Consider the following 12370-nt stretch of genomic DNA (forward strand, 5'->3'; position numbering starts at 1 on the left):
CAACGCCACCAAAGTCTGCGGCGTCAACTCCCTAACCAAATAATTCTTATCACTTTACAAGCAGAATCTGTCTTGCAGTTCTTTCTTATACTTTCTGGAAACCAGCAGTTCCGTCACTTTGTCAAATGGTGGATAAAGCATACATTTGCTATCCTTTATAATCATCAGATAATCAATATTGATAATATACGATTGATGTATCTGCACGAAACTGGATGAATATTGAGTAATCTGCTCAGCAGTCATTCCGCGACGCAGCACCAATGGCGGCTGGTTGTTTAGTATCACCTCCCACTGTTTACGCTCGGAGCAATAGCGAAAAAAACCGATTTCAGCCGGACGCAATGCACGCATATCATTGGTTGGCGTAAATACGATAAATGTCTGTCCGGTATGCAACGGCGCACCAATGGGATATGACATTCTCTGCCCAGCTTCTGCCTGCTCTACAAAACGTGCAAGAATATCCCGAAACTCCTGCTCTTCAAAAGGTTTCAACAGATAGTCGAACGCAGCCTCCCGGATAGCCTGAACCATATACTTATCATAAGCCGTATAGAAAACAATCCGCATGTTCCATGAAACACTGCCACGTATTTCCTGCAGTAGTTCCATTCCTGTCATATCCGGCATTTCCACATCCAAGAACAACAAATCCGGCTGTACCTTGGCAATGAGTTTTTTCCCTTGCTTGCCATTACGGGCAGTTCCCTTCAAAGAAAAGCGTACATCCTTTCCCAATTCAAAACTCAGATTCTCAAGAGCCACCTCATCGTCGTCAACTATTGCAACCTTATATTTATCCATGTTTCTTTTATGTTTTTCTTTTCGCGAATATATACATAATCCTGCTCCCATACAAAGCAACAAGAAGCCATTTACGGACTATTTATCCGTAAATATGCCTATCCTTGCAAAAAACGAGATTAAACGGTTCTTTTAAATCCTGTAATCGTAGTTGTCTGGCAACCAGAAAGTCACCTCACATCCCATCTCACCACTCTGTAGAGAGACATTGTGCACTGAAACATCAATGGCCTCCTTATTCTTATTGTTGAGAATCTGAATGGTCTGCATAATGACTTTCATTCCCGTCCCCGTGCCCCGGTTCCGACTGTCTGGACGATAACCGCCACCATTATCCGTTATCTTTATACAGATACCGTTTCCCCGGCGACAGACCGAAACCCAAAGATTACGTTCACCTTCCTTCTCGCGCAACGCATGCTTCACTGCATTTTCAACCGGAATTTGAATCATCATAGACGGAATCCTTATTTGCTCCGGCTGCACATCCTTTTCTATCTTCAGTTCCGAATGAAAATCCGGACCTAAAGAACGGCGTTCCAGATTAATATATGTTTTCACAAAATCCAGCTCCTCTGCCAAGGTTACACACAGTTGTTCCGCCAATTCCAGATTGCGACGCATCAGTCTTACCAGCGACGAAAGCTCTTGCTTTTCTTCTACATTCCGCTCCGCCATCTCCCTGTTCAGCACATTGAAGATGAAATGAGGGGACAAGCGGTTACGGATATTCTCCAGACGAAGTGTAGAGACTGTGCGATGATTCCGTGCAAGCAACAAAGCACGTTTCTTTTTGCTGTACAGATAAAGAAAAACCGCCGTCAATATAGATACAACAGCTACAGCAAACACGACAAACTGTGTCTGCCTCAGCACCAGCACCTCGTTTTTCTGCTCCTGAAGCAAAACCCGATGTGCCATCAAGGTAGAATCCTGCTGATAACGCAAAGTCAAGTCTGCCGTACGCATCCGGACACGCTCATTCCTGATAGAATCATCAAGCAGGTTGTTCCTCTGCAGATAGTGATAAGCCCTCTTGTAGTTGCCGGTTTCCTCGTAAAACTGCTGAAGGTATTTATTACGGATATGTACCATATCAGGGTCGATGCCCGGAGGAACTACACTCTCGGACAATAAACGGCGTGCTTCTTGAAAGTCTTTCTGAAGCAGGGCTAATTCTATTTTCTGCGTATCGATATAATATAGTGCAGTACTCACCCCCATTTCCTCAAAAAAAGGTTGGCATTCATTTATATATTTAACAGCCAAATCAACCATATTCAGTTGAAGATAACAGTCTCCTAAATTCAACCTCCCCAGATTAAGTTCAAAACTCATATCATCATATCCTTCGACTAAATCAATAACCTTTTGGAAATATTTTATCGCTGTCTGGTAATCCTCCCTATAATAGTAAGAAGTCCCTCTATTATTCAAATAAATATATTTTTCATAAGGCAGCATACTGTCATAGCTTTCCCCTGCCAGATTATAATAGTAATCACACTGTTCGAAATCACGCATGGTAACATATACTTGTGCCAAACCATAATAAATGGGAGGTTTCTTGGTAGAAGCTATATGCAAAGAGTCACACATCAACAAAGCTCTCCTATACCAAGCTGCCCCTATATCCAATTTTCCTAAACGGTTATTCGCATCAGCAAGATTCATCAAAATATCTGGCACCACTTCAATCCTAGTCCCTCTCATCCGTAATTCATAAGCCTTCCGGAAGCAAATTTCGGCAGAATCCATATTCCCAATACGTGCAAAGATATTTCCCTTCATATTGAAACATTCGGATTCCAAATCTGCCATTTGAGAGGAACTATGCTGCCTTTCTATAAAGGCATGTATCTGTTGGATTACGATTTGCGCCGAATCAAGTTGCGAAGTAATCAAATATGTTTTCAGTGTCATTGCCAAATAATTATACTTGACCAAGCTGTCCTTTGCCTCTTCCATCTTTTGAAGAGCCTTCAACCTTACCTTGCGGGGCACAATGGCCACAGAATCTCCATTTATACGGGAAAAATCCTCAAAAGCTCTCATCTCTGTGTATACGTCCTCTTTATCTCCGGGCGCACAAGCCCCTAGAAACACAAGCCCTAATATCCAATAAATGTAAAATCGAATTCGCTTATCCACCCTCTCTCCCATGTTTCCCGTAATTAGATTATTTATTCAATACATCTGCAAACTTAAAATATTTTTGCGAAATGCCGTCAAGTATAAGGCGTATTTCTCAGCCATAAAAGAGCATACGTTACCGCTTTATTAAAACGAAACAAAAAATCACATCATAGTACAATATTTAGCTATATAAGCCATCAAAAATAATGAATAGGGCATTCCAACGTTTGAACTGCCCTATTCACTATTCAAATACTTGATTTTATTTAATCGTCACCATCGTCGCCCCAAATCCATACTCCTGGAACGAAGCATCCTGGTGGCGGCAATTGGAATATTTACGTTTCAACTCATCCAATAGCGCTTTACGAAGTACACCATCCCCCTTGCCATGAATAAAGACGATGCGTTGTTCGCGCTTTTTCTTGTATTGTTCCATCACTTCACGAAACTTGTCCAGTTGGTAATTCAATATTTCACTGTTGCTCATGCCGCAGGTGTCATCCAGCAACTCGCCGATATGCAGGTCAATCTCGACAATCCCATTCTTGCCCCCACGCTTGATGACCGTCTGCGGTTTGGATGGAGTATCTGCCGTTTTTTTCTGTATCAAAGCCTCCTTCAGTTCCTCTGCCGAAACATACACCTGCTTGGCAGGCTGGTCATTCCGGACAATATCATACCCCAAGGCCGGTGTTTCAAAGAAAACCGTCTGCTGGAATGTATGCAGTTTATAGAACTTTACCATATCTATGCGGACTTCCACACTGACAGCCGGTTTCATTGTGAACGCACGGTTATCTTTGAATGCCACCAGCTGTACCATCACACGTTCACGGTCGTTCAACTCGGACTTTTCGAACTCCTCCAGCAGAAGTTTCGTATTCGGCTCTATCAAACCATGCGAACGGACTGTCCAGGACTTTCCTTCAGCACTCGAATAGGTATAATACATATAATAATTACTGTCGTTCACCAAATATGCCTCGAAAGGTGTAGTGCTGACAGCCTTGATATCCTCCGGAACAAAAGCCAGAAAAACATTCAGGATATCTCCGCCTTTCATCTCGGGCTGACGATAAACAGATATCTGCGGTTTCTCCAAACGGACCGTTTGAGGCTCTGAAACCTGAGACTCCATAGCAGACGGCCTTGCCGCAGTAGCAGTCGTACGCAATTGTTGCTCTTCTTCCCGCTTCTTCTTGGCAGCCGCTTTGGCTGCCGGAGTGGGGATATTATAATCATCGGTCTCTATCACCACACATTCGTTTATGGGCATCGGTATGTCAAAACCGTCGGCATCTTCCACCAACACGATGTTTTTCCCTTGAAATCCTGTCACAACACCACCCCCAACTTCGCTGAGGAAACGAACTTTATCTCCTATCTTCATAGTAACGTATCTTTTAGTTTGTCTTTTCCTACTTTCTTCCTGCAAAGTTAGGAATTATTTCCCTTATTCTTCAAATCTTCCCAAATATCCGTACCTTTGCAGCCGATATAATAAAGAGAAAGCCATCATGAAAGAAGACCCCAGACATATCAGAATCAGCGAATTCAACTACCCATTGCCGGACGAACGCATTGCAAAGTTCCCATTGTCCGTACGTGACCAGTCCAAACTGTTATTGTATCGCCACGGAGAAGTTTCAGAAGACAGATTCACTTCACTGCCGGAGTATCTGCCATCGGGAAGCCTGATGATATTCAACAATACCAAAGTCATCCAAGCACGCCTGCATTTCCGGAAAGAAACGGGAGCACTGATTGAAGTATTCTGCCTAGAACCTATACAGCCGAACGACTATGCCCTCAACTTCCAGCAAACCGAGCATACCGCTTGGCTCTGCATGGTCGGCAACCTGAAAAAATGGAAAGAAGGCATGCTGAGACGTGAGATGACCGTGAAAGGCAAACCACTCACCCTGACCGCCGAACGGGGCGAATGCCACGGAACCAGCCATTGGGTAAACTTCCGCTGGAATAATCCGGAAGTGACTTTTGCCGACATTCTCGAGGTCTTCGGTGAATTGCCCATCCCTCCCTACTTGAACCGGGAAACCCAGGAAAGTGACAAGGAGACTTACCAGACTGTCTATTCCAAAATCAAAGGTTCGGTGGCTGCCCCTACAGCGGGACTGCATTTCACCCCACGCGTATTGGACGCATTGCGCAATAAAGGAGTAGAATTGGAAGAACTGACACTCCATGTGGGAGCCGGAACCTTCAAACCGGTGAAAAGTGAAGAAATAGAAGGGCATGAAATGCATACGGAATACATCTCCGTCTCGCGCAACACATTGGAAAAACTCATAGCGCACGACGGCAAGGCAGTGGCCGTAGGGACAACTTCGGTGCGCACATTGGAAAGCCTTTATCACATCGGAGCCACCTTACTGAATAATCCCGAAGCCACGGAGGAAGACTTGCACGTCCACCAATGGCAACCTTATGAAATGTCTGCCAAGGCTGCCACCACCCCTGCAGTAGAAGCCCTGCAAGCCATTGTCGCCTATCTTGACAAGCATAGTATGGAGACTCTGCATACCAGCACTCAAATCATCATCGCCCCGGGATATGAATACAAAATCGTGAAGGCTATGGTGACTAATTTCCACCAACCGCAAAGCACCTTGCTGCTGCTCGTATCAGCTTTCGTACACGGCGACTGGCAGAAGATTTATAACTATGCACTGGCACATGATTTCCGCTTTCTGAGCTATGGAGATTCATCATTATTAATACCCTAAACACAATGAACCACGATAACAATCAAGAGATGTTCCCCCTTGTCGACGAACAAGGCAACATCATAGGTGCCGCCACCCGTGGCGAATGCCATAACGGTAGCAAACTGCTGCATCCGGTAATCCATCTTCATGTATTCAATTCCAAAGGTGAGCTGTATCTGCAGAAACGTCCCGAATGGAAAGACATACAACCGGGGAAGTGGGACACCTCCGTAGGCGGACACGTCGATTTAGGTGAAAGTGTAGAGATGGCGCTGAAACGCGAGGTACGCGAAGAACTCGGCATTACCGACTTTGTTCCCGAAACCGTCTTGCATTATGTCTTCGAGTCTGCCCGCGAAAAGGAACTGGTCTTCGTACACAAAACGGTCTACGACGGTGAAATACATCCCAGTGACGAGCTGGACGGAGGACGTTTCTGGAGCATTGATGAAATCAAAAAAAGCATAGGCAAGGAAGTCTTTACTCCAAACTTTGAAGAAGAGATAGAGAAAGTCATCGAATTGTAGCAGCAATAAATACTCCCTAAAAAAAGTCCCACTCTCCAAAAGAAAAGTGGGACATATAACAGTCATTACAATCAGTCTTATTTTGCCAGGTCTTCAATCACCTTCATAATCTGCTGACCGATTTCCTCGGCAGCTTCTGGTGTACCGGCCTCACTATAAACGCGGATAATCGGTTCCGTATTGCTTTTACGCAGATGAACCCATTTGTCGGGGAAGTCAATCTTCACACCGTCTATATCATTGATTTCTTCATTCTTATACAGCTCCTTCACCTTGGCAAGAATAGCATCTACATCTGTTTCAGGAGTCAAGTCTACACGATTCTTTGCCATGAAGTATGCAGGATAGGATGCACGGAGTTCGCTCACCTTCTTGCCTTCGTGTGCCAGATGGCTCAAGAACAAGGCAATACCTACCAAGGCATCACGTCCATAGTGGCTGGCCGGATAAATTACCCCACCGTTTCCTTCGCCACCGATAACGGCACCTACCTCCTTCATTTTGGTAGTTACATTCACTTCACCTACGGCGGAAGCGTAATATCCTTGCCCATACTTGCGAGTTACATCGCGCAAGGCACGGGTCGAACTCAAATTGGATACCGTATTGCCCGGAGTATGTTTCAATACGTAGTCGGCAACAGTAACCAGTGTATATTCTTCACCGTACATCTTGCCGTCTTCGCAAATCATTGCCAGGCGGTCTACATCAGGGTCTACAACAAATGCAACATCTGCCTTCCCTCCTTTCATCAGGTTCATGATGTCACCCAAGTTCTTTTCCAGAGGCTCGGGATTATGCTGGAAGTTACCGGTCGGTTCGCAATAGAGCTTCTCTACGTGCTGAACACCAAGTTGTTCAAGTAGTTGCGGCAGAATAATACCACCTACAGAGTTTACACAATCGATGGCTACACGGAAGTTTGCCTTTCGGATAGCTTCCACGTCTACAAGGTCAAGCGCCAATACGCTGTCGATATGTTTCTGGTTGTAGCTTAAATCCTGACGGTACGAGCCGAGTTGGTCCACTTCGGCATAATCGAATTCTTCGGCAGCTGCAATGCGGAGTACTTCCTGACCTTCGGCAGCGTTCAGAAATTCGCCCTTTTCATTCAACAGTTTCAACGCATTCCACTGCTTGGGATTGTGTGAGGCAGTCAGGATAATACCTCCACTGGCACCTTCCATGGTTACAGCCAGCTCGGTAGTCGGAGTAGAAGCCAAATCAATGTCCACTACATCCCAGCCCATACCCATCAAGGTACCGACTACTACGTTCTTGACCATCTCGCCAGAGATGCGGGCATCACGCCCTACCACGATTTTGTTACTTTTTACAGTACACGTCTTACGAATCAGGGTAGCATAAGCTGAAGTGAACTTCACAATGTCGAGCGGATTCAATCCCTCGCCGGCACCACCGCCAATGGTTCCGCGGATTCCAGAAATAGATTTGATTAGAGTCATAGGTTAATGATTTAAAATTTATAGGTTAGTTCCAAATTTGGAATTTATGTATATCGTAATAATAAGGATACACTTGTTGCATGGCAGTCTGTTGCCCCATCTTAGATGGTACAATCAGTTTCACATGCGCCCCATCACGTACATAATTCAAAGCGACCAACCAACCGGCAGGCACGGACGATCCATAATATGCAAGCATATATCCTTGTGTAAAAAGTCCGGCTATAGATGAAGAAGTAACCGTATATCTGAATTCATCCACAACTGTCGGATTATTCAAATTAGATGAAGTCACCGCCTTTTCTATCAATCCATATTCTTCATAACGCACCAAAACCAAATCATTCGGTTTAACTGTATCTGCAGGATTCGTCGAACCTTTATCCACAATCTGCATATACACCCCGCTTGCCAGCTGCACATACTCATTCCTGCTTACATCCGTTGTCGAATCTTGCGCATAGAATTCACTTTGAGAAATAACGACAATACTACTGTCTTTGATAAACGCTTTGATGGCATCTTTTTCTTCCTCAAGCATTTCGGCATAAGTTTTAGAATTATCGCATGCCTGGAAGGCTAAACAAACTGCAAGTAAGGCAAAAAAGAATAAAGTAAGTTTCTTCATTTCTGTTATTTAGTAATTTCGTACAAAAGTATCTGATTTCCTTGAAAGTTGAAAGCTGCAGATAGAAAGTTCGTAACTTTTAACCTTTACAACTGAACTTTTTTTATCCTTTGGCATTCAGCAGCGGTTTGTATTTCTCCAAAGCCTGCTCAAAGACCTTGCGGGCCTCATCCATCGTTCCATAAAATTCACCGCCGGAAGCATTCAAATGACCACCGCCGCCAAAGAACTCGGCAGCCAGCTGATTGCAAGGGAACGTACCGACCGAACGTAAAGAAATCTTTATCATCGGCTTCTCCGTATCTTCACGCAGGAAACAAGAAAAAATCACCCCTTTGATGCTCAAAGGAATGTTCACAAACCCTTCACTATCTCCACGCACATAGTCAAATTGGCTTTGTTCGGCTTTAGTCAAGGAAATTAAGGCTGCATGATAGTCCGGATAGACCTTCATTTGTGACAAGACATATCCCATCAGGCGCAGACGGCTTTCTGAATAAGTATTGAACACTCTGCGGTAAATCTCGTCCTTATCAATACCTTTCGACAACAGTTCGCTGATGATGAAATAGATTTCCCGATTATTGGAATTATAGGTGAACCCGCCGGTATCGGTCATCATGCCCGTATAGATACATTCCGCACCTTCCCTTGAAATGTCACTGAAATAGCCCATACGGCAAATCAGGCGGAAAACCAGTTCCGAAGTGGAAGATATCTCCGGATGGGAGATGATAATCTTGCAGAAATCCTCCGGATGGAGATGATGGTCTATCAGTATTTTTCTTGCCGGGGATGCAAGAACAGCGTCACCCATGGCATCTATACGATGGATAGCATTAAAATCCAGACAACAAATGACATCCGCCTCGGCAATCAGCTTGTCGGCAAACTCCTTGTAGCGGTCGTACAGAAGGATGTCCTTGCTCCCGGGCATCCATTTCAAGAAGTCGGGGAAAGCGTTCGGCACAATAACATTCGCCGTCTTTCCCTGCGAGCTGAAGAAGTGCCACAAGCCCAGAGAAGAGCCGATGGCGTCCCCGTCGGGGCCCACATGCGAAACGATTACTATCTTGTCTGCACGGTCAAACCATTTGGTGAAATGGTCTATCTTGGATTGTTCTATTACTTTGGTCAACATATATTTATTTACTATTTGACGATTGACTATTTACTATTTGGCATTTATAACAAATTGAAGGGGCAAAAGTACAAAAAGTTTGTGATTTATAACAATATGCGGTAAGAACCTTTTTGAGAAAGAAGAAGATAAGGAATACCTAAGCGAACGCAATCATTGGCAATCTTATTCTGATAATAGTCTGAAAGAGAAGCGTCAAGTACCACCATCCCTATGGAAAAGAGCGAAGTAAGTTCCTCTATCCCACCTTGATACCCCTTGGAAACATACAGATAATCAACTGAAAGGGGACGGGAAGAGTTCTTGTTTCTCCAACGGTTGTCGGAAAGAAGACAGATGCGCTTACCGGCGTAAGAGACAATCTGGTCGCGCATGGATAAGCCGGGAGTTGTATAATCTCCGGCAACCAGTCGGGGAGTCTCCAGACGCAGGCGATTCCAATGCGGAGAAAGGGCACGGCACAAACGCGGCATATCCGGCAAGCTATCGGCACATGCCAACCAAGAATGACAGTTGTCTGCCATACAATGGACAACGGGACAACCTCTCACACTATAAAAAGCAATCCCCTGCCGGGGAGCATTGGACATGATGGAAAGGGAATGCCAGGAAACCACTGCCAACAATGCCAGCAACGCAAAGCAGACTCTACGTACCGTAAGGCGTAGAAAGCCATAATATGCCATCCCCAAGAACAGATAGACGAGCAAAACGCCCCATATATCCAACCAAATATTATCGACAGCAGCGCCGGGAAGATGCTCTATCCAGCGAAGCACTTCATTCTGGACATGTACCAATGCCTCTACTACCCTTGCAAACAGATGTTGTACAAAAGGCAGCGGCGTAAGCATCAACAGAAAGACCGCCGAATACAGAACGAGTGACACCATGGGAATTACCCAAAGATTAGTCAACAGAAAATGAGTGGATAAACGGGAGAAATAGACAATGACCAAAGGGGCCGTACCCAGCTGAGCTGCCACAGACACTGTCATAAGTCCCCACAAATATCGCAGGAAACAATTGTCAACCTTCCAAAGGGCATACAACTTAGGCTGTACAAGTACAATAGCTGTAACCGCCGAGAATGACAACTGAAAACCGACATCAAACAACCAGGCCGGCTTGCACAGCAGCATCAGGAAAGCAGTTGCCGCCAGCGTATTCAGAGTCAGCGGCTTTTCCGGCTGCAAACCGGCAAACGCCAACAAAGAGAACATGACAACCGACCGCACCACCGAGGAGGACAATCCCGTGAAAAAAGCAAAACTCACCAAGAAAAGGACCAGAAGCAAAAGCAACAAAGGTTTCAACCGCCGCCATCGCCTCCACAAAGGACGAAGTACAAACAAGAGCAAAGCATACAGAAAACCTATGTGCAACCCCGAAAGTGCCAGTACATGGCTGGCTCCCGAAACGGAGTAGGTCTCCACAATATCATCACTCAGTTCCTCTTTATCCCCCACTGTCAACGCAGAAAGCACTACCAATTCATCAGCTTCAAAGCCCAAACTCCGGTATAAGCCAACCACTTTCGCCCTATAATCCAGTGCCACCTGGCTGACAGTGCGAGAGGCATCATGCCCCGTCTTCCGCCAATGTCCGTCAGCCACGTAGGCCGTGCCGCTATAACCTTTCCGCCTCAGGTAGCGGGCATAGTCAAACTCGTCGGGATTACCATTGTTTGCCGGAGGAACAAGCCGGGTAGATACCAGCAACTCATCACCACTGCGCAAAGTGGCCGTAGCAGAATCTTTCGGAAAATAAGCTAGAAAAAGATGATTCCGGGGGCAACCCGTAACTGCATCCTGCTCTACCTCTCCCAGCAGGACAACCCTGCACAATATGCTGCGCTCCCTCTCTTCGGGATGCTCGCGGATACAAACCCTATAAACAGCAGGTTTGCCCGAAAAGGGAAATGCCGTCTTTCCCTGCTGCCAACTCATCAAGCAGAACCCCGTACCACCCAAGAAAAGGTATACCGCCGCTCCATACACCCATCCGGTATGCTTGTATCTACCTATAATAAAAAGAAAAAGCAGAAAACCTGCCACATACTCCCATGCAGAAAGCACGTGTGGAAACGCATCTCCACACAAAATACCAACTACCAACGGCATCAACAGTCGAAGGAAAGGATGCCGTTGCCAGCTGTCGATTATCAATCCAGAAGACGGATTACAGATTCCTTAATGCACGGATGGCCTCCTTCGGATCGGGAGCCGAGAAAACGGCATTGCCTGCCACCAGTACATCTGCTCCAGCTTCTACCAGACGCGAACCGGTTTCCAAGTTTACGCCACCGTCCACTTCTATCAAGGCCTGCGAACCGGTAACCGTAATCAATTCACGCAACTCGCGCACTTTATCAAGAGAATGCTCTATGAACTTTTGTCCGCCGAAGCCAGGATTTACGCTCATGATCAGCACCATGTATACATCATTAATAATATCCTTCAACAAGGACACGGGAGTTGCCGGATTAATCGTTACTGCCGGCTGCATCCCTGCTTCGCGAATTTGCTGCACCACGCGGTGCAGATGCGGACAAGCCTCATAATGCACATTCATGACATGGGCTCCCAGAGCCTTCACCTCCGGAATAAACTTCTCCGGCTGTACAATCATCAGATGCACATCCAAAGGTTTCTGCGACAGTTTTGCCACATACTTCAGTACCGGGAATCCGAAAGAAATATTGGGGACAAACACACCGTCCATGATGTCGATATGTACCCACTCCGCCTCACTTTCGTTAATCATTTCAATGTCCCGTGCCAGATAACCGAAATCGGCAGAGAGAATAGAAGGGGATATGATTGGTTTCATAATGCTGTATTCTAAAGTTTACGAACTTTGTGATGTACAAATATAGATAAAAGATTTAAGTCGGCCTAACATTGGAAGTCAAAACTCTCACTGCAAACTTA

10 protein-coding genes are annotated in these 12370 nt (G+C 45.6%); 2 read left to right on the forward strand and 8 right to left on the reverse strand.

What is annotated here, in order from left to right; genetic code table 11:
• Positions 1-54: 54 nt before the first annotated feature.
• The 3 genes from ITJ87_RS00325 to ITJ87_RS00335 form a co-directional block, all read right to left on the reverse strand.
• A complete protein-coding gene (locus ITJ87_RS00325) occupies positions 55-807 on the reverse strand; it encodes a LytTR family DNA-binding domain-containing protein (RefSeq protein ID WP_117966721.1) in 753 nt (250 codons plus the stop codon).
• Positions 808-939: 132 nt separating this feature from the next.
• A complete protein-coding gene (locus ITJ87_RS00330) occupies positions 940-2970 on the reverse strand; it encodes a histidine kinase (RefSeq protein WP_117966717.1) in 2031 nt (676 codons plus the stop codon).
• A gap of 235 nt (positions 2971-3205) precedes the next feature.
• A complete protein-coding gene (locus tag ITJ87_RS00335) occupies positions 3206-4336 on the reverse strand; it encodes a DUF2027 domain-containing protein (RefSeq protein WP_117974270.1) in 1131 nt (376 codons plus the stop codon).
• A gap of 127 nt (positions 4337-4463) precedes the next feature.
• Between ITJ87_RS00335 and ITJ87_RS00340 the strand changes: the two genes are divergently transcribed.
• Both ITJ87_RS00340 and ITJ87_RS00345 read left to right on the forward strand, forming a co-directional pair.
• Entirely contained in the window at positions 4464-5693 is a 1230-nt protein-coding gene (locus ITJ87_RS00340) for an S-adenosylmethionine:tRNA ribosyltransferase-isomerase (RefSeq protein WP_117966711.1), read from the forward strand.
• 5 nt (positions 5694-5698) lie between these two features.
• Complete coding sequence (locus ITJ87_RS00345; protein WP_098032152.1) at positions 5699-6202, forward strand: NUDIX domain-containing protein; 504 nt, start codon at positions 5699-5701, stop codon at positions 6200-6202.
• 77 nt (positions 6203-6279) lie between these two features.
• On the opposite strand, the gene glmM is transcribed toward ITJ87_RS00345, so the two are convergent.
• From glmM to rpe, 5 genes are all read right to left on the reverse strand, one after another.
• Entirely contained in the window at positions 6280-7668 is a 1389-nt protein-coding gene (gene glmM / locus ITJ87_RS00350) for a phosphoglucosamine mutase (RefSeq protein ID WP_117600852.1), read from the reverse strand.
• A 25-nt stretch (positions 7669-7693) separates the two neighbouring features.
• Positions 7694-8296 carry a DUF4827 domain-containing protein gene (locus tag ITJ87_RS00355; RefSeq protein WP_117600851.1) on the reverse strand — a complete coding sequence of 201 codons (603 nt, stop codon included), beginning with the start codon at positions 8294-8296 and terminating at the stop codon, positions 7694-7696.
• Between the two features lie 103 nt (positions 8297-8399).
• Complete coding sequence (locus tag ITJ87_RS00360) at positions 8400-9437, reverse strand: bifunctional oligoribonuclease/PAP phosphatase NrnA (RefSeq protein WP_117600850.1); 1038 nt, start codon at positions 9435-9437, stop codon at positions 8400-8402.
• A gap of 86 nt (positions 9438-9523) precedes the next feature.
• Positions 9524-11560, reverse strand: a complete 2037-nt coding sequence (locus ITJ87_RS00365; RefSeq protein WP_117966708.1) for a ComEC/Rec2 family competence protein — start codon at positions 11558-11560, stop codon at positions 9524-9526.
• A 58-nt stretch (positions 11561-11618) separates the two neighbouring features.
• A complete protein-coding gene (gene rpe, locus ITJ87_RS00370) occupies positions 11619-12269 on the reverse strand; it encodes a ribulose-phosphate 3-epimerase (protein ID WP_005830060.1) in 651 nt (216 codons plus the stop codon).
• Positions 12270-12370 lie beyond the last annotated feature (101 nt).

Source organism: Bacteroides sp. HF-162 (assembly GCF_015679285.1).
Taxonomy (GTDB): Bacteria; Bacteroidota; Bacteroidia; order Bacteroidales; family Bacteroidaceae; genus Bacteroides; species Bacteroides uniformis.

Excerpts from the sequence above, each read along its gene's own strand:
- ITJ87_RS00325 (WP_117966721.1), bottom strand. The coding sequence starts at position 807 with ATGGATAAATATAAGGTTGCAATAGTTGACGACGATGAGGTGGCTCTT.
- ITJ87_RS00330 (WP_117966717.1), bottom strand. The coding sequence starts at position 2,970 with ATGGGAGAGAGGGTGGATAAGCGAATTCGATTTTACATTTATTGGATA.
- ITJ87_RS00335 (WP_117974270.1), bottom strand. The coding sequence starts at position 4,336 with ATGAAGATAGGAGATAAAGTTCGTTTCCTCAGCGAAGTTGGGGGTGGT.
- ITJ87_RS00340 (WP_117966711.1), top strand. The coding sequence starts at position 4,464 with ATGAAAGAAGACCCCAGACATATCAGAATCAGCGAATTCAACTACCCA.
- ITJ87_RS00345 (WP_098032152.1), top strand. The coding sequence starts at position 5,699 with ATGAACCACGATAACAATCAAGAGATGTTCCCCCTTGTCGACGAACAA.
- glmM (WP_117600852.1), bottom strand. The coding sequence starts at position 7,668 with ATGACTCTAATCAAATCTATTTCTGGAATCCGCGGAACCATTGGCGGT.
- ITJ87_RS00355 (WP_117600851.1), bottom strand. The coding sequence starts at position 8,296 with ATGAAGAAACTTACTTTATTCTTTTTTGCCTTACTTGCAGTTTGTTTA.
- ITJ87_RS00360 (WP_117600850.1), bottom strand. The coding sequence starts at position 9,437 with ATGTTGACCAAAGTAATAGAACAATCCAAGATAGACCATTTCACCAAA.
- ITJ87_RS00365 (WP_117966708.1), bottom strand. The coding sequence starts at position 11,560 with ATGCCGTTGGTAGTTGGTATTTTGTGTGGAGATGCGTTTCCACACGTG.
- rpe (WP_005830060.1), bottom strand. The coding sequence starts at position 12,269 with ATGAAACCAATCATATCCCCTTCTATTCTCTCTGCCGATTTCGGTTAT.